17 protein-coding genes are annotated in these 20,306 nt (G+C 59.1%); 7 read left to right on the plus strand and 10 right to left on the minus strand.

Features of this window, described 5'->3' with window-relative positions; all coding sequences use genetic code 11:
• Positions 1 to 29: 29 nt before the first annotated feature.
• Positions 30 to 899 carry a patatin-like phospholipase family protein gene (locus WA411_RS15970; protein WP_291908149.1) on the plus strand — a complete coding sequence of 290 codons (870 nt, stop codon included), beginning with the start codon at positions 30 to 32 and terminating at the stop codon, positions 897 to 899.
• Here WA411_RS15970 and WA411_RS15975 read toward each other — a convergent pair.
• Positions 896 to 1,822, minus strand: a complete 927-nt coding sequence (locus WA411_RS15975) for a universal stress protein (protein ID WP_291908150.1) — start codon at positions 1,820 to 1,822, stop codon at positions 896 to 898. The two genes, WA411_RS15970 and WA411_RS15975, sit on opposite strands and share 4 nt — an antisense overlap.
• A 1-nt stretch (position 1,823) precedes the next feature.
• Entirely contained in the window at positions 1,824 to 3,311 is a 1,488-nt protein-coding gene (locus WA411_RS15980; RefSeq protein ID WP_291908151.1) for a SulP family inorganic anion transporter, read from the minus strand.
• Between the two features lie 165 nt (positions 3,312 to 3,476).
• On the opposite strand from WA411_RS15980, the gene WA411_RS15985 reads away from it, so the two are divergent.
• On the plus strand, positions 3,477 to 4,757 hold the full coding sequence (locus WA411_RS15985; protein ID WP_291908153.1) for an MgtC/SapB family protein: 1,281 nt from the start codon (positions 3,477 to 3,479) through the stop codon (positions 4,755 to 4,757).
• Positions 4,758 to 4,762: 5 nt separating this feature from the next.
• Here the strand turns inward: WA411_RS15985 and alkB are convergent, their stop codons facing one another.
• Positions 4,763 to 5,413, minus strand: a complete 651-nt coding sequence (gene alkB, locus WA411_RS15990) for a DNA oxidative demethylase AlkB (RefSeq protein ID WP_291908155.1) — start codon at positions 5,411 to 5,413, stop codon at positions 4,763 to 4,765.
• A 140-nt stretch (positions 5,414 to 5,553) separates the two neighbouring features.
• On the opposite strand from alkB, the gene djlA reads away from it, so the two are divergent.
• Entirely contained in the window at positions 5,554 to 6,333 is a 780-nt protein-coding gene (gene djlA / locus WA411_RS15995; RefSeq protein ID WP_291908157.1) for a co-chaperone DjlA, read from the plus strand.
• Positions 6,334 to 6,353: 20 nt separating this feature from the next.
• On the opposite strand, the gene WA411_RS16000 is transcribed toward djlA, so the two are convergent.
• Complete coding sequence (locus WA411_RS16000; RefSeq protein ID WP_069183891.1) at positions 6,354 to 6,962, minus strand: methyltransferase family protein; 609 nt, start codon at positions 6,960 to 6,962, stop codon at positions 6,354 to 6,356.
• A gap of 170 nt (positions 6,963 to 7,132) precedes the next feature.
• On the opposite strand from WA411_RS16000, the gene WA411_RS16005 reads away from it, so the two are divergent.
• On the plus strand, positions 7,133 to 8,638 hold the full coding sequence (locus tag WA411_RS16005) for an amidase (protein WP_291908159.1): 1,506 nt from the start codon (positions 7,133 to 7,135) through the stop codon (positions 8,636 to 8,638).
• A gap of 126 nt (positions 8,639 to 8,764) precedes the next feature.
• Positions 8,765 to 10,621, plus strand: coding sequence for a sensor domain-containing phosphodiesterase (locus WA411_RS16010; protein ID WP_291908161.1), 1,857 nt, complete (start codon positions 8,765 to 8,767; stop codon positions 10,619 to 10,621).
• On the opposite strand, the gene WA411_RS16015 is transcribed toward WA411_RS16010, so the two are convergent.
• Genes WA411_RS16015 through WA411_RS16025 form a run of 3 tightly spaced genes read right to left on the minus strand, consistent with a single transcriptional unit; the run spans position 10,606 to position 15,526 of the window.
• Positions 10,606 to 11,355, minus strand: coding sequence for a pseudouridine synthase (locus WA411_RS16015; protein WP_291908163.1), 750 nt, complete (start codon positions 11,353 to 11,355; stop codon positions 10,606 to 10,608). The two genes, WA411_RS16010 and WA411_RS16015, sit on opposite strands and share 16 nt — an antisense overlap.
• Positions 11,355 to 14,438: an efflux RND transporter permease subunit gene (locus WA411_RS16020; RefSeq protein WP_291908164.1), complete on the minus strand. Its 3,084-nt coding sequence runs from the start codon at positions 14,436 to 14,438 to the stop codon at positions 11,355 to 11,357. Before WA411_RS16020 ends, WA411_RS16015 begins: the two co-directional genes overlap by 1 nt.
• Positions 14,439 to 14,443: 5 nt before the next feature.
• Entirely contained in the window at positions 14,444 to 15,526 is a 1,083-nt protein-coding gene (locus WA411_RS16025) for an efflux RND transporter periplasmic adaptor subunit (protein ID WP_291908165.1), read from the minus strand.
• A 313-nt stretch (positions 15,527 to 15,839) separates the two neighbouring features.
• On the opposite strand from WA411_RS16025, the gene ilvG reads away from it, so the two are divergent.
• On the plus strand, positions 15,840 to 17,540 hold the full coding sequence (ilvG, locus tag WA411_RS16030) for an acetolactate synthase 2 catalytic subunit (RefSeq protein WP_291908166.1): 1,701 nt from the start codon (positions 15,840 to 15,842) through the stop codon (positions 17,538 to 17,540).
• Complete coding sequence (locus WA411_RS16035; RefSeq protein ID WP_291908167.1) at positions 17,537 to 17,815, plus strand: ACT domain-containing protein; 279 nt, start codon at positions 17,537 to 17,539, stop codon at positions 17,813 to 17,815. Before ilvG ends, WA411_RS16035 begins: the two co-directional genes overlap by 4 nt.
• Positions 17,816 to 18,047: 232 nt before the next feature.
• Here the strand turns inward: WA411_RS16035 and cynS are convergent, their stop codons facing one another.
• Genes cynS through ntrB form a run of 3 tightly spaced genes read right to left on the minus strand, consistent with a single transcriptional unit; the run spans position 18,048 to position 20,305 of the window.
• On the minus strand, positions 18,048 to 18,491 hold the full coding sequence (gene cynS / locus WA411_RS16040) for a cyanase (protein ID WP_291908168.1): 444 nt from the start codon (positions 18,489 to 18,491) through the stop codon (positions 18,048 to 18,050).
• Positions 18,492 to 18,519: 28 nt separating this feature from the next.
• Entirely contained in the window at positions 18,520 to 19,422 is a 903-nt protein-coding gene (locus WA411_RS16045) for an ABC transporter ATP-binding protein (protein WP_291908169.1), read from the minus strand.
• 55 nt (positions 19,423 to 19,477) lie between these two features.
• Positions 19,478 to 20,305 carry a nitrate ABC transporter permease gene (ntrB, locus tag WA411_RS16050; RefSeq protein WP_069183902.1) on the minus strand — a complete coding sequence of 276 codons (828 nt, stop codon included), beginning with the start codon at positions 20,303 to 20,305 and terminating at the stop codon, positions 19,478 to 19,480.
• Position 20,306 lies beyond the last annotated feature (1 nt).

Raw genomic sequence — 20,306 nt, forward strand, 5'->3', positions numbered from 1 at the left:
CCAGACACTACGACCGATAGGGGGAAAGGATGCTCCACAGCCACGATGACACCGCAACCAGCAATGCCCTTGTGGTAGAGGGTGGCGCCATGCGCGGCATCTTCGCCGCCGGTGTGCTTGATGCGTTTCTGGAGCAGCGCTATCAGCCGTTCACCGAAGCCTGGGGTGTCTCCGCCGGTTCAACCAACCTCATCGGCTACCTCTGCGGCCATCACGGCCGCAACCATCAGGTGATTACCGACCACGCGTGCCGCCCGGAGTTCATCAACTGGGGCCGTTTCTTCCGGGGCGGGCATCTCTGCGATGTTCACTGGCTCTGGCACCGATCCTACGAGGACGTGCCGCTCGACCTGGAACGCTACCTGTCTGGCACCACCAGGCTCTGGGTAGCAACCACGTCGGTGGTGACCGGAGAAGCCCGATATTTCTACGTCGATGATAAGAACATCCACGATGTACTCACAGCCTCCTGCTCGATTCCCCTGGCCTACCGTGATTACCCGATCGTGGAGAATGAGCCCATGAGTGATGGCGGCATTGCCGATTCCATTCCGGTTGCGGAGGCCTATCGGCGGGGCGCACGGGATATTACCGTCGTTCTTTCCCGACCACTGGGCTATGAGAAGAAGCCACTGGCGTTTCCGGCGCTCACCAAACGGATGTTTCGGGAGCAACCGGGAATGGCCGAGGCCCTGATCCGGCGCGGCGAACGATATAACGAGACATTGGAGTTCATTCAAAATCCGCCGGACGACTGCCATCTACGGATTATCGCACCGCCAGAGGATTTTCCGGTGAGTCGACTAACCACAGACCTTAACAAGCTGGATCTGGGCTATCAGCAAGGCCACCGCGCAGCGATGGCCTATCTGGCCAACATAGCCCGTGAAGTCGCCTAGCGAAGCACTACCAGCGGCTTTCTGGCAGTTTCGAGCATCCGGGTAGTCGTACTGCCCACCAGGAACTGACGGATGCGGGAGTGGCCATAGGCGCCCATCACCAGGATGTCGATATCCTGCTCTTCCTGGTAGGCGTGCAATGCCGGTTCTACGTCTCCAGCCCGGATGGCCAACGTAATTTCGGATTCCAGCCCTGCCAGCATTTTCTCGGCTTTCCTGAGCTGCTCCCAGCGGTCGTTGGTATCCGGACCCACCATCACAAGGTGCAGCGGCATGCCCTTCAGGACCGGGCTGCCAGCCAGCAATTCCACGCCCTTGAACGCCGTGGCGCTGCCATCAAAGGCAAGCATGGCGCTTCGGGGCTCGGTGTACTCGTCGGGCACCAGAAGAATCGGGCGATGCATACTACGAATCACCGTCTCCAGTTGGCTGCCAACGTGGGTGTCACGGTCGGAGCTGCTCTCGCCGTGCAGCCCCATCACCAGCAGGCGAGTCTGGTTCTCCAGCGCCAGCAGGGATTCAGTAAGATCACCGTGGCGCTGGCGCTGGATCACCTCACCGATGCCGGCTTCGGTGACGCGCTTTTGCGCCTCATCCAGCATGTGATGGCCATGTTCCAGGGCCAGCTTGGCGCGTTTGCGGTCCAGCTCTGCCAGATCCTCGAGGAGCTGTTCACGACTGCCCAGACCAATATTGCCTGCCAGATCCGGCTCTGCCGGGTAACGCTCTTCATCAAGGACGTGCAGCAACATCATGGGGGTTTCCATGTGCTTGCTGGCCCAGGCAGCGTAATCGCAAACTGCGGGGGCAGCCTGGGAGCCATCGATACAGGCAACTACTCGTAGCATCTCAACCTCGCCTTCTTGGTCCTTGTGATTTTTATTCTGGCCGGAATCGGTGTTGGATTCCCTGGTCTGTGTCATATCAGTGCCCCATCAACTGGTCGACGGCGTCCGGCTTGTCGTGCACGCCAAAGCGGTCAACTATCGTTGCGCTGGCTTCATTCAGCCCGATGACTTCAACCTCCGAGCCTTCCCGGCGGAACTTGATAACGGCCTTATCCAGGGCACCCACGGCGGTGATATCCCAGAAATGCGCGCGACTCAGGTCGATCACCACATTATCGACTGCTTCCTTGAAATCAAAGGATTCCATGAACTTTTCCGAGGAGCTGAAGAACACCTGGCCCACAACCCGGTAAGTACGGGTATCGGTGCTTTCATCCAGCTCGGAGGTCACCAGCATGTAATGGCCCACTTTGTTGGCAAAGAACAAGGCCGCCAGCAGAACGCCGGCCAACACCCCAAAGGCCAGATTATGGGTGGCAACCACGACAACAACCGTCACCAGCATAACGATGTTGGTGGAGAGAGGATGTTTGCGAAGGTTGCGGATGGAATCCCAGGAGAAAGTACCAATCGAGACCATGATCATGACCGCCACCAGAGCCGCCATGGGGATCTGGACCAGTACATTGTCGAGCAGCAGCACCATGATGAGCAGGAAGACACCAGCGGTGAGTGTGGAAAGCCGGGTCCGGCCACCGGACTTCACGTTGATGATGGACTGGCCGATCATGGCACAACCGGCCATACCACCGATCAGGCCAGAGCCGATGTTGGCGATGCCCTGACCCTTGCACTCCCGGTTGCGGTCACTGGTGGTGTCTGTCAGATCGTCCACAATGGTCGCTGTCATCATGGATTCCAGCAGCCCCACGATGGCTAACGGAATCGAATACGGCAGGATAATCATCAGGGTTTCCAGATTCAGCGGCACATCCGGCCACAGGAAAACGGGGAGCGTATCCGGCAGATCACCCATATCGCCAACGGTCCGGATATCCAGACCGGTCACCACGGCCACAGCGGTGAGCACCACGATGCACACCAGCGGGGAAGGAAGGACCTTGCCAACCACCGGCACCAGCGGGAAGAGGTAGATGATACCCAGGCCGGCCGCGGTCATTGCGTAAACGTGCCAGGTTACGTTCGTCAGCTCAGGCAATTGGGCCATGAAGATCAGGATGGCAAGAGCGTTCACGAAACCGGTGACCACCGAGCGTGATACGAAGCGCATCAGACTGCCGAGCTTGAGATAGCCTGCAATCACCTGCAACACACCGGTAAGCAGCGTCGCGGCAAGCAGGTACTGCAAACCGTGCTCCTTGACCAGCGTTACCATCAGAACCGCCATGGCCGCCGTTGCGGCGGAAATCATCCCGGGGCGCCCGCCAACGAAAGCAATGATTACGGCAATACAAAAGGAGGCATACAGCCCCACCTTCGGATCGACACCAGCGATGATCGAGAAAGCAATGGCTTCCGGTATCAACGCTAGGGCCACAACGATACCGGCGAGTACATCGCCACGAATGTTCGAAAGCCAGTTGGCTTTAAGGGAATTCACCATGATTTCGGATTTCCAGCTTGCTAGGAATTCAAAGGTCGCGAAGCTTATCAGCCCCCTTACCGGAAAGTAAGGTCGCTAGCGGTATCTTCTTAGAGGTCTAACGACCGACCCTCTGTACTGCTATCATCAGAACATTCATTGATTAACAAGAGTTTGCACCAACCCATGGACGACGTTGCCTCCCAATTTCTGGCCGGAAACCAGACCACGCTGAATCTCGCTGTTGCGCTTTTGCTCGGTGCCATCATCGGGCTGGAGCGAGGATGGGATGCCCGGGAACAGAAATCGGGCGAACGCATTGCCGGTATCCGCACCTTTGCCATGGTCGGTCTGCTTGGTGGCATCTCGGCCGTGTTGGCCGAAGAAATTACCGAGTGGGCGTTTCCGGTGCTATTGGTCAGCGTTGTGGCTATGGCCATTGTGGCTTACAGCGAGCGGCTTGAGCACATCCGCAACTTCAGCATCACTGGTATGGTCGGTATGGTGCTGACGTTTTGCTTCGGTGCGGTTGCAGTAGCAGTGGACCCGGTGATCGCCACTGCCGCAGCGGTCGTGACTGCAATCATTCTGGATAACAAGGAAGAAATTCACGGCTGGGTCAACAAGCTGAAGGAACATGAACTGGATGCCGCACTGAAACTGCTGCTGATTTCCGTGGTCATGCTACCGTTGCTGCCGAATGAAAAGATGGGGCCCGGCGGAGTACTGAACCCCCGGGAAATCTGGTGGATGGTGGTGATGATCGCTTCCATTTCCTTTGTGGGCTATTTCGCCATACGGGTTGCGGGCACGCGAAAGGGAATCCTCTTTACCAGCCTTTTCGCAGGACTGAGTTCCTCCACCGCCCTCACCCTGCACTTTGCCCGCCAGGCCTCGAAAAATCCGCAGCTCAATGCCCAGTTCGCCACCGGCATACTCATAGCCTGCGGCACCATGTTCCCGCGCATTCTTGTGTATTGCCTGGTGATCAATCCGGATCTTCTACCCAGCCTTGTCTGGCCGGTACTTGTGATGACCGCCCTGCTGTATGGCCCAGCGCTATTCATCTGGCGAAAAAACGAACGACAGCTTCTTGTCAGCCAGCCGGCACTCAACCAGAACCCGCTGGACCTGACTTCGGCTCTGGTTTTCGGTGGGTTACTGACGGGCATCCTCCTGCTAGGCGAGTATCTGGGAACCTGGCTGGGTGATGCCGGCATCTATTTTCTCGCGGCCACCTCCGGTATTGCCGACGTCGATGCCATCACCCTCTCCCTGACCCGCATGTCCAATAACAGTCTGGCAGCAGGCACAGCCGTAATCGGTATTGTGATCGCCGCAGCCACCAACAACCTGGTGAAGTCGGGGCTGGCTGGGTTTGTCGGCAACCGTCAGACAGGTTTCCTGGTCGGCATCCCCATGGTGTTCTCGCTGGCAGCCGGACTGCTGGTCGCCTGGCTGCAATAATTTTTTTACCTGGCCCGCCGGAACGTGAGGTTGTAACGGTAACCGCCTGTCAGCGGATGCTCTCCGGCCTTGAGTGTCAGCACACCGTGATAGCGCATCCGGGCAGGGCCACCCCAGACCACGACATCACCATGGCCAAGGGGCACCCGCATCGGGCGTTCGCTGCGCTTCAGACCGCCGAACTGGAAGACAATGGGTAAACCGAGGGAAACCGACACAATCGGCTGGCTGAAATCCTCTTCATCCTTGTCCTGGTGCAGCCCCATTTTTGCCCCCGGCTGATACCGGTTAATCAGGCAGGCATCCGGCTCAAACCCCTCGAAACCGGCGGTGTCTGCAGCGCTTATGGCCAGTTCTCGAAAAACAGCCGGCATGGCAGGCCATGGCTTGCCGGATTCGGGATCTTCGGACTGATACCGGTAACCTTGGCGATCGGTGACCCAGCCAAGATTCCCGCAGCAGCTCATGGCCGCAGACATCGAATGGCCGCCCGGGGTTTTCATGTGCCTGAATGGCGCTTCTGAGGTGACCTTTTCAATACCTTCCATGAGCGATTCGGCATTCGGGAGCGCGAATTGTCGTATAACCAACGCGCCGTCCATAAGATGCTCAGTCGCCCGATCCGGTGCCAGGTCATCAAACAGGTCATGGTTCATAGATGACGCTCCCCCTCTTAAAAGGCTCAACCTAATAATTTACGAGTTCTTTTGAAAGGTCGATGAAAGCCTGTTCATGAAGCCGCGTTGAAAAACACGTATATTCTATGGGCTGATTCATTCCTGTTAAGGACTTATTAATGCTGTTTGCAATCATTATTGGCGGTCTGATTGGCTACGCCTTTGGCAAATTCCCGGGCTTTCTGATCGGCGCAGCGATTGGCGCCTTTCTCCTGAACCTTCTCAAGCGCCGCCTGATTGGCAAGCTCCAGAGCATCCAGTCCGGCTTTATTGAATCGGTCTTTGCGGTGATGGGCGCCCTGTGCAAGTCAGATGGCGTGATATCCAGGGATGAAATCCAGATGGCTGAAGCCATGTTCGTGCGCTTCCGCCTGAATGAAGACCAGAAGGAGAAGGCCAAAGCCGCCTTCAACCGGGGCAAGGAGCCGGATTTTGACCTGGATGCCGAGCTGAACCGCTTTCTCCAGGCCAGCGGACGCCAACCCGCATTTCTCCAGATGTTTCTGCAGGTTCAGGTATCGGCGGTGGCTGCGGATGGCAAGGTACACCCTGCCGAACACGAAATGCTGGTGCGGATAGCCCGTGGGCTGGGACTGCCAGAGAGCCAGGTGGACCAACTTGAAGCCATGCTTCGGGGCGCCCACACCCACCGGGCCGGCGCCGGCCAGCCTTCGTCAGCGGATCAGATCAGCGATGCCTACAAGGTTCTGGGGGTGTCCTCTTCGGCCAGTGATGAAGAACTCAAGAAGGCTTACCGGAAGCTGATGAGCGAGAACCACCCGGATAAACTCGCGGGCCGGGGATTGCCAGAGAGCATGCGGGAGATGGCGGAGGAACGCACCCGCGAAATCAGTCATGCCTACGATGTGATCAAGGAAGCGCGGAAAAAATCCGCGTAGTGCCATTGCCGGTTATCAGGTCAGAACCAACGAGGCACGCGCACCCGATAACGCTCGTAATCTTCGCCGAACTTTTCCGCCAGCGCCTTCTCCTCCTCCCGGGCCTGGCGGGTAATCACCAGGACGCCAGCCACCAGACACACCAGGGAAAACACACTGGGCAGCGCCAGGAAAAACCCGAGCTGTCCCGCCATAACAGCCATAAACAGAGGGTTCCGCGAGCGGCCAAACGGACCGCTTGTCAGCAGTTTGCGCTGATCCTTGCGCGGATCAATCCCGGAGCGCCAGTCTTCGTGCATGTAGGCCTGCAGATAGTTTACGGCCGTATATGAGCCGATCAACAGCAGCATGCCAGCCAGCAAAACGGGCCAGACGTAGAGCGGGCCGAAAACGCCCAGCCAGCCGTCAACATCGGCAAAAATGCGCACCACGCAAATACCCAGAATGAGCGCACGAAAGACATTGAAAATCTGTCGATGCCACCAGGGCGCAGTGCCTCGCTCACCATAGTTAATGTGCGAAAAGTGCATACGCTGATACAAGCCGAGGCTCCGGCCAGCAAACTGCAGACCGATCATCAGAAAGAAAATGCCAAGAAAGTGGCGTACGAGGGGTTCAATAACTTCCATCGGGATCGCTTACAACGGGTTAAGGCCGACAGCTTATTATCTGTAGGCGTCTGTGAAAAGGGTTTGGGGTGGGAGTCAGGGCACTCTGGGGCCAACCCTTCCTAAAATGACATATCATCACGTTTTTAAATGCATTAGAGTGGAAAAGTCATTTTCCGGAGAATTCTGTTATGAGCGCCCCCGAAATCCCTCAGTCTTGCCATACATTCTGCAACGACGTGATGGGGCGCGATGACGCAACAACCCTGGCAGAGAAAATCCGCAACCGGGAGATTTCAGTCACGGAACTGACCCGCGCTGCCATCGCCCGGGCCCAGGCAGCCGACCCGCTGATCCATGGCGTGGCTCTGGCGAACTACGACGAGGCACTCCAAACCGCCTCCAGATGCGACGCAGAGGCAAAGGCGGGTACCCAGAGCTTGTTCCGGGGCATTCCGACCTTTATCAAAGACAACACCAACGTGACAGGACTGGCCACACGCCAGGGCTCTCTGGCCGTGCCTGAAATACCGGCTTCCGATACCAGCCCATTTGCCCGACAACTGCTTGCCCAGGGTTTCCTGTGCCTTGGCAAAAGCACGCTGCCCGAATTCGGCTTCAACGCCTCTACCGAGCCTGCCCATGGACCGGCCACGAGAAACCCCTGGAATCTCGCCTATTCATCTGGCGCGTCATCCGGCGGTTCCGCAGCCCTGGTGGCCGCCGGCGTGGTGCCCATTGCCCATGCCAATGACGGCGGAGGCTCCATCCGCATTCCGGCCGCTTGCTGCGGCCTGGTCGGCCTCAAACCGACACGAGGACGATTGATCGATAACGAGGCGGCCGCTTCCCTGCCCATCAACATAATCAGCGAAGGCGTGGTGACCCGTTCGGTGCGGGATACAGCCAATTTTCTCGACCAGGCTGAGAGCTATTACCGGAACCCGAAGCTACCAGCTGTGGGAAACATTCAAGGGCCTTCGGGTCGGCCACTGAGGATAGGCCTGGTGCTGGACTCCACCAATGGCCATAAAACCGACAACATCACTCGCCAGACCGTCGAAGAAACCGCTCTCAGACTGGAAAGGCTCGGGCACCGGATTGAACCTGTCCCCGTACCCGTGCACAGCGCCTTTCCGGACGATTTTGCTCTTTACTGGGCCCTGCTTGCTTTCGGTGTCAGGACCAATGGCCGGAAAATACTTCACCCGGACTTCGACAAACGCAGAACGGATGGGCTAACCAACGGGCTGGACAGAATGTTCAGACGACAGTTCTGGCGCCTGCCTGCCGCGCTCTGGCGACTCAAGCGCTCCTGGCACGACTACGCCCATGCCGTGGCAGGTTTCGATGCTGTGCTCACTCCGGTGCTCGGCCATACAACGCCCACCCTTGGTCACCTCAGCCCCGAGTTACCTTTTGATACCCTGTTCGAGCGGCTGCGCCGGTATGTCAGCTTCACCCCACTGGCCAACGCCACGGGCGCACCAGCAATCTCGATATCCATGGGGCGAACCCCGGATCATCTACCGGTATCTGTGCAGTTCATGGGGCGTCACGGAGGCGAGCGAACGCTTCTGGATATTGCCTATGCCCTGGAGGCCAGCCATCCCTGGCCGCAGCTCTGGGAGATCGATCATCAGCGTTTCACCAGTGACGACCCTAACGCCAACGACTCTCTGGTCGATACCCTGTGAAATTGGACACCCATAACAACAGCTGCCATATTCTTTAGGAAGCTCAGGGATGCCTGAACTTTCCACCGAACCGAGACCCAGGGCCGTTCGTATTTCAAGTAAAGGGACAACATATTGAGCCCGGCCATGCGTGACAGTGAAGTCCTTGTGACCCATCACAGGGCACTGATGGAACTGAGCCATAACATCAGCTTTATCGAAATGCCTCGGCCCCGCAAGCTGGCAGCCCTCATGGAGCTGTGCACTCGCCTGCTGGGTGTAAAACGGGCAAGTGTCTGGCTGTTTCCGCCGGAGCGGGACCGTATCACCTGCGAGTGGCTTCATGACAAAGAGCTGCCCGGCCGCAATAGCTGCACCGCGCAGAATGGCTCGGAGTTCAACCTGTTTCGCTCAGACCACCCGGAATACTTCCGCGCCATGACCGAAGAACGGGTCATTGCCGTAGAGGATGCCCGCAATGACATCCGCACTCGGTCATTCGACCAGGATTATCTGTCAATCCAGAACATCCAATCCATGCTGGATGCACCCATATTCGACGGCGAACACCTCAGCGGGGTGATCTGCCTTGAGTCAAGTGAGCGACGTGACTGGTCGGTCCCTGACATCTCTTTGTCAGCGGCCATTGCAGACACCATAAGCCTCATGAACACCCACGAAGCGTGGCTGAGGTCCAAGCGCGCCCTCGATTACGTCAGCCGGTACGATTCTCTCACCGGCCTCGCCAACATAGATTCGCTGCGCGACCGGTTGAGCCACCTGGTGCGCAAGATCAAACGTCGGGGTACCGGCAGCCTGGCGCTGCTCTGGATAGATGTCGACCGTTTGAAAACCATTAACGATGGGCTGGGCCCCCAGGCGGGCGATCAGGTGATCGCCGACATCGGTATGCGCCTGAAAGACATCCAGTTGGCGGGCAAGGACTTCCTGGCGCGAATTGGCGGCGACGAATTTGCCCTTGTCATCCGCAACTACACCCTGCCCGGGTTCCTTGATGAAGTCACCCAGGAGATCCAGACCCGGATCCGCCAGCCAATCCGGGTGTCCGACCAGGACCTGAACGTCAGTGCCAGCGTGGGTATCTGTCACTTCCCGGGCGACTGTCGTGAACCCGAGGAACTTCTCCGCGGCGCTGAAGCGGCCATGTATCATGCCAAAAGGCAGGGCCGGGACCGATCCACGCTGTTCGACTCGGAAATCCAGATGACAGCACGCTCCCGATTTGCATTGGAAAGCGAATTGCGGGAAACGCTCAAAACCAACGGCCTGGATGTGTTCTACCAGCCAATCATGGACCGCACGGGAACACAGCTGGAAAGTGCCGAGGCGCTGGTTCGCTGGAAGCATCCACAGCGGGGCTGGCTGTCACCGATCGAGTTTCTCGACGTAGCACGCAGTGCCGGGCTGATGTACGAACTGGGCGCCTGTGTACTCAAGAACGTCTGCGCCCACTGGCGTCAGGCGAAAGACCAGAACACTCCCTTACCCACCATATCCGTCAATCTCTCCGCCGAGCAGGTGCTGGTGCCGGAATTACCGGAGTTGGTGAGAGAAATCTGCAAGAACCAGGATATGCCAGTCAGTGCCCTTCAGTTTGAAGTGACCGAGGATTCGATCCAGGGCGATTTCAGTGGGATAGGTCGGATTCTGGAGCAGCTGGTAGAGGCGGGCGCGGAGCTTGCCATTGATGATTTCGGCACCGGTTATTCATCGCTGTCGCGGCTAAAAACCCTGCCCTTCTCCCGCATCAAGATCGACCGATCGTTTATCAACAACCTCCCTGATGACGACAACGATTGCGCAATCACCCTGTCGATCATCGGGTTGGCCAGGGGGCTCGGGCTTTCGGTGGTCGCCGAAGGGGTAGAAAGCGAAGCCCATGAAGCCTGGTTGTTCGAGAAAGGCTGCGACTACCTCCAGGGCTACCGTTACAGCAAACCGCTGCCCTATCCCGACTTCATTAGCCGCTATTGCTCCAGGTGATTGCGCACATCAAACCCGGGAAATATTGATAACACCTCAAGGAAGCTCGCCTCAGGCACAGCGCTGACCGTCAGGGGTTCACCCGAAACAGGATGGCGAAAGGCCATCATTGTGGCCGCCAGCATCAGACGCCCCTCACCGAAACGCTCGGCAAAATAACGGTTGTGTCGGCCCCGGCCGTGATTTGCATCGCCAATCATCGGGTGGTTGATATGCTTCATGTGCCTTCGCAACTGATGCTTCCGGCCTGTTTTCGGGGACAGTTCGACCACGGCGTAGCGACTGGTCGGGTATTTCTCGATTTCCACCGGTATCTCGGTGGTCGCCAAGGTGCGGTAATGGGTAAGCGCATTGCGCACCGGCTGTTCGATCCCTTTCAGCCGCCGATCTTCTGGCTCTTCCCTCAGGGGATAATCAATCTCACCTTGCTCCGGCGGCCAGCCACGCACCATGGCCAGATAGGTTTTCGCCACATCCCCGGCCATCATTGCCAAACCCAGCGTGCGAGCGGTGTCGCTGTCCCTGGCAAACACCAGTATGCCCGAAGTGGGTCGGTCCAAACGATGTACCGGGTAAACATGCCGGCCGTCATTAAGCGCCCGGGCATATTGCAGGGCAAACTCGGTTTCGTGTCTGTCAATGGGGCTTCGATGCACCAATAGCCCGGCCGGTTTATGGACGGCCAGAAGATGGTCGTCCCGGTAAAGAACAGTCAGTGGGTTTTGTCTGGCCATCAAACGCTTCTGAACCTTGCGGTCAGTCTCCCGAAGGCCTGGCCGGCTCGGTTGCCCAGAACGAGTAGTGACGGTGTAAGCAACAACGTCAGCACGGTGGCAAACGCCAGCCCGCCGGCGATGGCACTGGACAGCTGGGTCCACCATTGGGTTGAGGGAGCCCCCAGGCCCAGCGACGGCGTCAACAGGTCAACATTGACGCCGAGAACCATAGGCATCAAACCCAATACGGTGGTTATGGCCGTCAGCAGCACCGGCCTCAGACGCAGGCAGCCGGTTTCCAGCGCAGCCTCGTAGGCGTCCATGCCGTCCTTGCGCATCTGATTGTAGGTATCAATCAGAATGATGTTGTTGTTCACCACAATGCCCGCCAGGGCAATCGTGCCCATTCCCACCATCACGATGCCGAACGACTGACCATTCACCAACAGACCCAGCAATACGCCGGCGGTGGACAGAACGATCGCGGAGAGAATCAGGAAGGTCTGGTAGAGCGAATTGAACTGGGTCACCAGTATCAACAGCATTAGAGCGATGGCGACCAGGAAGGCCGTCGCAAGGAAGTTGGATGCCTGCTGCTGATCCTCGTTTTCGCCGGCAAACTTCACCGAAATACCCTCGGGTGGTTCTGGCATCTCAGCCTGTAGTGCCCGCAACAGCTCATCCACACGGCGCCCCTGTGCGAGATCGGATTTAATGGTCACCGTGCGCTGCCCGTCTACCCGGACAATGCTGTTGGTCTTGTCACCGGGCCGCAGATCGACAAATTCCGAGAGCGGAATCTGGCCTCTCGAAGTGTGGATTGTCTGGCGCTGCAGATGGTCCAGCTCCCGCCAGTTGTTGGGCACCCGCACCACGATGTCCACTTCGTCCCGCACGTCTTCCGGGCGATAGGTCGCCAGTTTCAATCCGTTGGTAACCAGGCGCACGGCACTTCCGATACCCAGGACATCGGTGCCAAACCGGGCAGCGGCTTCCCGGTCTACCTGCAGCCGCCACTCGATACCGGGCAGGCTCCGGTCGTCTTCAATATCCACGAAGCCACCGAGTTCGCGCATTCGATCTTTGATTTCGTCCACGTAGCCATTGAGGCTGTTCGCCTCCCGGCTGCTCACCTGAAGCTCTATCGGCTTGCCTTCTGCAGGACCACCCTCCTGCTTGCGGAACTCCAGTTCAATGCCAGGAATATCGGAGGTCAATTCCCGGAAGTCCTCGAGAATCGCGCTGGCCGGACGCCGTGTGAACCAGTCAGTAAACTGGAACTGCAGAACGCCGATAACATCCGGCGCCAACTGTGAGCTGGTCTGGACCATCGAGCGAGCGTAAAGGGCCTTCACCTCGGGCATACCACGCAGCCGCTGCTCCACTTCCCGCACAATGGCATCCCGTTCCCACACCGAGAGATCGCCTCGCGCCCTCACCTGCACCTGGGCGGAATCCGGCTCCACACTGGGGAAGAACTCCACCCCGTGGTTGAAGCGGGCATAGGCCGCATAGATCACGGCGATCACACAAAGCACGCCTATCAGCGTCAGCCCTGGTGACTTGAGCAGCAGTGCCAGCAGCTGCCGGTAGCCCTGCATCAGGCGCCCCTGAAAGTTTCCCTGGCGCGCGCGCCGGCCTCCACTGGTGCTGCCCAGCACGGGCAGGAACACCAGCGCCATGGCCAGGGAAGCGATGAGGCAGATGATGACTGTCAGCGGCAGGAATTTCATGAACTCCCCCACCACGCCCGGCCAGAATAGCAACGGTACAAACACGGCCAAAGTGGTTGCGGTCGACGCAATGATGGGCCAGGCCATGCGGCTGGCCGCCTCGGCCCAGGCGTGCTTGACCGTCTGCCCTTCCGAGAGGTTCCGATCCGCCAGCTCGGACACCACAATGGCGCCATCCACCAGCATGCCCGCTACCAGGATCAGGCTGAACAGCACCACAATGTTGAGCGTGAGCCCCATACTCCAGATCACCAGGATACCCGTGAGGAACGCGCCCGGGATGGTCAGCCCCACCATCACCGCTGAACGGGGCCCCATGGCGGCAATCACCACGATCAGGACCAGCACAATGGCGGTGAGTACGTTATTCAGCAGGTCACTGAGGATATCCCGCACTTCCTCGGACTGATCCATGATGTAGCGAATTTCCAGCGAATCCGGCAACTGCGGTTTGGCCTCTTCGATCAACTGACGGACCTGGGCAATGGTCTCGATGATGTTGGCACCGGAGCGTTTGGACACTTCCAGCACCAGCGCCGGCTCGCCGTTGATACGGGCAAAGCCGGTGGGGTCCTTGAAGGTGCGCTGTAGCATGGCGACATCGCCAAAGGTGACTACCGTATCGCCGTCCACCTTGACCGGCATGGACATAACATCCTCAATGGTCTCGATCACTCCGGGCACCTTCAGCGCCATGCGGCCATTTCCGGTATCCAGAGAGCCTGCAGCGACCAGCTGGTTGTTGCGCGTTACCAGGGAAGCCAGTTGATCGAAGTCGATTCCGTAGCTCTCCAGCACCTGGGGATCGACCACAATTTCCAACAGGTCCTCGCGATCACCACCAATCTCCACTTCAAGCACTTCCGGAATGGACTCGATGGCATCCTGGAACCGGCGGGCAATGGTGATCAGCTCGCGCTCCGACAATGGGCCGGAGAGACCCACGGACAGGACCGGAAACAGGGACACGTTGATCTCGTTCACCCTGGGCTCATCCGCTTCCTGGGGCAGTTTGGTACGGGCGGTATCCACCTTCTCCCGCACATCCTGCAACGCCTTGTCCGGATCAAACCCGGCATCGAACTCCAGCATGACCGACGCATGGCCCTCCGAGGCCGTTCCCCGCATTTCCTTGATACCCTCCAGAGAACGCAGCTCCTGCTCCATCGGGCGCACCAACAGACGCTCGGCATCCTCCGGGCTGATACCGTCCAGGGTCATGGACACATAGATCATCGGAATGGTGACGTCGGGGTTGGCTTCCTTGGGAATGGTCTGGAACGCGGCGATACCGCCCAGAATCAGGAACAGCAGCGTGAGCAGGGTGGTCCGGCTGCGGTCAATGGCGGCGAAGATCAGGCTGCGCATCTGCCCTACCCCCTGTTTTCGGCGGCATCAACGGGCACCACCTGCTCGCCGATGCTGACAAATCCGCCACCGCGGGTAATCAGCCGGATCTCATCCGGCAAACCGGTAACCCAGGCGCCTTCGGTGGACACGCTCAACAGCTTCACTTCACCGAACTCCACGCGATTCTCGCCGTTCACGTACTTCACACCGGGGCGACCATCGTCACCGAGGGACAGGTAAGCAGGCGAGATAAACATGGCCTTCACCTCCGGCAACGCCACCCGCAGACTGGCACTGCCACCCGCAACCCGCTTGCGATCCGGATTCTCAACGACGATTTCAACAGCAAAACTCCGGGTTTCCGGGGAGGCGGCGCTGGCGACAAAGGTCACCACGCCAGAAAGACGACTGCCATCCAGCAAATCCACACGAACCGCCTGGCCGGGCGCCACATCACCCACTGATTGTTGGGGGATCCGCGCGGTGGCCTTCAGTCTATCCACCCGCACCAGCTCAAACAGCGGTGACCCCACCTGCACCAGATCGCCTATATCCACCGATTTGCTGTTGATCGTGCCGTCAAATGGTGCCTTGGGGGTGAGGTGACTGACCGCCTGACGGGCACTGGTCAGTTCCGCTTCCGCCCCCGCAAGCTCACTTTCCAGACTCAGGATCTGCGACTCCGAAGCAAGGTTGTTGGCACGCAGCCTGCGGGCGGCCACAAGGTCCGCTTCAAGCTCCCGAACCCGCGACTGCCAGCGCGAAACCGCAGCACTTCGGCCCTCATCCGATAGCGTCAGCAGCGTCTGCCCCTGCCGAACCTGCTCACCGAGATCCACCGCCAGGGATTCCACCCGGCCAGGCACCTGGGCACTCAGTGTGACCGAATTCCAAGGCTCCAACTGGCCCTGCAGCATCAGCCCCGGCTCATGAAGCCGCGCCGCCAGGGTTTCCACCTGAACCGTCGTGAGCTGACCATCGCCGCTATCCTGACGTTCCGGAGCCTCGTCACTGGCGACCTTCACCTCACCGGTCGCCATCCAGACCACCAACGCGATTACGATCAGAAGTGACAGTCCGAGAGAACCCCATTTTGCTTTCGTCATTGAATGCTCACTGTTCCTGATTCGAAGGGTGACAGAAAAAAACCGGCAATTAACGGTTGCATCCGTCTAAAAACGTGGGGTAGATTCTACACAGAATTTTTTTATGAATTCAGAGCAGACTGTCGATTTTATGAATCTCAACGCAGTGATTGTCCTTGTGAAGCTTGTCCTGGTGGTCGTGGTACCGTCCGGGGGCTTCTGCGTGGACAAGCGGGTGAGATAGCGACAAACCTGACAAAACACCAGAAACCCCCGGCACCGAAAGGTCCCGGGGGTTTCTTTTTTTACGGCAAAAGAAAAGGGAAAAACGACCATGAACGGCGCACAGCACATTCTTGAAGCGTTCCACCGCCACCACATCAGCACGGTTTTCGGTTACCCGGGCGGCTGCATCATGCCGCTATACGACGCGCTGGTGGACGATGTGGGCGTGGAACACGTGCTGTGCCGCCACGAACAGGGCTGTGCCCTGGCGGCCGATGGCTACGCCCGGGCCAGCGGCAAGCTGGGCGTCTGCATTGCCACCTCTGGCCCCGGTGCCACCAACCTGATCACCGGCGTTGCCAACGCCCACCGGGATTCCATTCCCATGCTGGTCATCACCGGCCAGGTGCCGTCCGGCCTGATCGGCACCGACGCCTTCCAGGAAACCGACGTACTGGGCATGACCCTGGGCATCGTTAAACACAGCTACCTGATCGACGATGCCGACAGCCTGCCCGCCATCATGGAAGAGGCGATCGAGCTGGCCCAGAGCGGCCGCCCCGGACCGGTCTGGATTGATATCCCCAAGGACCTGTTGCTGAGCAACGTTGCCGATGCCCCCTTCCCCCAGGCCCAGTCCTGTGAGCCAACTTCGCCAGACCTGAAGGAAGCCCTGGCGATGTTGCGGGCCGCTCATAAGCCCCTGCTCTACAGTGGTGGCGGTATCAGCCTGGCCCATGCCGAGGAGACCTTCCGGGCCTTTGCCGAATCCTCAGCCCTGCCGGCGGTTGTCACGCTGAAGGGCATTGGCAACCCCGGCAAACACAACCCCTACAACCTCGGCATGCTGGGCATGCACGGCTCCCGGGCCGCCAACAAGGCCGTCGACGAGTGCGACCTGCTGCTGGTCATCGGTGCCCGCCTGGACGACCGCGCCACCGGCAAACTCGGCGGCTTTGCCCCCAACGCCAAATTGATCCACATCGACGCCGACGCCGCCGAGATCAACAAACTTCGCGACGCCGATCTGGCCATCCGGGGCGACCTGAACGAAATCCTGACGTCACTGACTGAGGCATTGCAGGCAGAGCCACTGGCCATCAAGGAGTGGCAAAAACAATGCCGCACCTGGTACACCACCGGTGGCTTCCACGCCGCCGACAACGAAGAGCCCCTGGCCCCGATCACCGGCCCGGCCTTCATTCGCCAGCTCTCCCGGATCGCTCCAGACGACACCATAATTGCCTGCGACGTTGGCCAACACCAGATGTGGGTGGCCCAGCACTACGATTTCGATCACCCACGCCACCACCTCACCAGCGGCGGCCTGGGCACCATGGGCTTCGGCCTGCCCGCAGCCATCGGCGCGCAGTTTGCCGACCGCAACAGCACGGTGATCAACGTGACCGGCGACGGCTCGTTCATGATGAACGCCCAGGAACTGGCCACCATCCGCCGCTACAACCTGCCGGTAAAACTGATCGTGATGGACAACCAGTGCCTTGGCATGGTCCGCCAGCAGCAGGAGCTGTTCTACAACAACCGGGAAAGCCAGATAAACCTGGACGACAATCCTGACTTCGTCGCCATGGCCCGGGCCTTCGACATCCCGGCCCTGCACATCGAACGCACGGACCAGATCCGCCGTGGCATCGAAACCATCCTGGCCTACAACGGCCCGATGCTGCTGCACGTAGCCATCAGCCGGGAAGAAAACGTCTGGCCCATCGTCAAACCCGGCGCCAGCAACACCGACATGATCGACGAAACCGCCCGAACCGCCAAAGCCAGCAAGGAGCAAGTTGCATGAACCCGCAAAACAAGCCATCAACGCCCAGCTACACCATCAACTGCCGAATGACCCAGGAAGCCGCCGCCCTGGAGCGGCTCTGCCAGGTGGTCCGCATCCGTGGGTTCCGGATCGCCACCATGGCCGTCGAAACCGCCGGCGAGCATCTGGATATCGCGCTCACTCTGGAAGGCACGCGGCCGATTGCCATGTTGCAGTCGCAACTAGAGAAGTTGCACACAGTTGCTGAGGTTGCCCTCGCAGCTGGGTCTATGGCCCGGTCTCGATCGGCCTGAGGCTATGGGGGCATGGACTTTTCGTAGCCTGAGGTTTCGCGGGCAGGGTCTTTTTGTAGCCTGAGGTCTGGCGGGCAGGTACGGGGGTGGCAGGTGGATTTTTCACCGGAAAAAGATGTCTGAGCGAAGCGAGTTGCTTTTTCCAAGAGAAATCCACCTGCCACCCCGCAAGCCCGCCCCTCAACCAACAGGCTACAAAGGCGGGCCCACTCCGAAGCTTCCGTTCGAACGTTTACCAAGCCTTATAAGGCAGGAACTTCCCGTTCATAGTCACGACAACACGGTCGCCCTTCGGATTCTCCTCCTTCTCGATGTCCATGGTGAAATCGATGGCACTCATGATGCCGTCACCGAACTTCTCGTGAATGAGTTCCTTCATGGTGTCGCCGTAAACGCCCACCACTTCATACAGACGGTAAATCAGCGGATCCTGGGGCACGGCACCATCCCAGGCTTTTTTCGGGCACACCTGCAGGGCTTCGGCCACCGGCTTTTCCAGGCCCAGGGTTTCGCATAGGGCAAAGGCCTTGTCTTCGCTGAGGCTGTTCATGCCCAGGGCGGCCGAGGTAGTGAACACCGGGGACATGCCGATGGTTTCGGCGATGGCTTCCCAGGTCATGCCCTTGGACACTTTGGCTTCCAGGATTTTTACGGTCATCAGTTCTTTGTTCATCATGGCTGTTTTCCTCTCTTGGGTTGTAACGTCAGGCATTCACCGCGCGGGCGGTGGTTTCGGATTCGGGCTTGGACACCTCGGGCGTTGATTGGCTACCGCCCTTGGCAGGCTCAGCAACTTTCGGGCTGCCATCTTTTTCCGGCAGGGCAGAACCGCTGCGGTTGACCAGGAAGTCCACCAGGTAATCCCGGGTCTTGTGGTAGGCCGGGTTCTGGAAGATGGTGGCCCGGGCCCGTGGGTGTGGGATGTCCACTTTCACGCTTTCGGCGATGCGGGCGTTGGGGCCGTTGGACATCAGGAAGATGCGGTCGGAGAGCAGAATGGCTTCGTCCACGTCGTGGGTGATCATGAACACGGTCTGGCGGGTTTCTTCCCAGATTTTCACCAGTTCGTCCTGGATCACGCCACGGGTGAGCGCATCCAGCGCACCGAAAGGCTCGTCCAGCAGCAGGAGTTCCGGCTGGGTGGCGAAGGCCCGGGCGATACTCACCCGCTGGCGCATACCGCCGGACAGCTGGGACGGCTTGCGGTTCAGGGCATGGTCCAGGCCCACCATTTTCAGGTAGCGCTCGCTATGTTCCTTCACTTTCTCTTTTGACCACTCAGGCCAGCGGGCTTTCACTGCGAACACGATGTTGTTGAGGGTGGTTTTCCAGGGCAGCAGGCTGTAGTTCTGGAACACAACGCCGCGCTCAAGGCCGGGGCCTTTGATTTCCTTGCCGTTCATCACCACGTTGCCGGCGCTGGCTTCGTCGAGGCCTGCCAGCACGTTCAGGATGGTGGATTTGCCGCAGCCGGAGTGGCCGATGATGCAAACAAACTCACCTTTCTCCAGGGCAAAGCGGATATCCTCGAAGACGGTCAACTCGCCGCCCTGGCCGTCCGGGTACACCTTGGACAGGCCATCTACTTCCAGGAATGATTTACTCATAACAGGTCTCCATTCGGAGGGTTGAGGCCGGCACCGGAAGCCGGTGCCGGACCGCTCATTCTTTGTATTCCACCAGTTTCTGGGCCTTGCCCAGGGCCAGGTCGAGCAGCATGCCCACCACCCCGATCATCAGGATGGAGAAGATCACACTGGCCAGATCCAGGTTGTTCCATTCGTTCCACACGTAGTAGCCAATTCCAGTGCCGCCCACGAGCATTTCCGCGGCGACGATCACCAGCCAGGCGATGCCGATGGAGATGCGCATGCCGGTCAGGATCGTGGGAGCGGCGGCCGGCAGAATGACCGTAAGTGCCGTCTTGATCGGGCTGAGTTCGTGGGTACGGGCCACGTTCACCCAGTCCTGCCGTACGTTGGCCACACCGAAGGCCGTGTTCAGCAGCATCGGCCAGATCGAGCAGATAAAGATCACGAAGATCGCCGAGGCGTCGGAGTCCTGGATGATGAACAGAGCCAGCGGCATCCAGGCCAGCGGCGAGATCGGTCGCAGCACCTGAATGTAAGGGTTCAGTGCCTTGTACATCAGCGGCGACATACCGATCAGGAAGCCGATAGGCAGTGCGATGGCCATGGCCGCCAGATACCCGGTCAGCACCCGGTATACCGAGTAGGCCAACTGGATACCGATACCCTTGTCGTTGGCGCCGGCGTCATAGAACGGGTTGGACAGCTCTGCCCAGGCCAGCTTGATCACCGCCGAGGGTGGCGGCACACGGGATTCCTGATCCGCGCCACCCATCAGCATTTCGTATTCGGTCATTCCGGTCTGGGCCTCCGGGGGCTGGGTTGCCATTTCCCAGAGCCCCAGGGCCAGAATCAGGAACGACACCGACAGCAGTGCTGCCCGGACGTTCAGGGAAGCCATG

It is taken from the genome of Marinobacter sp. CH_CUG1437-1 (assembly GCF_037029655.1).
Lineage (GTDB): Bacteria > Pseudomonadota > Gammaproteobacteria > Pseudomonadales > Oleiphilaceae > Marinobacter > Marinobacter salsuginis.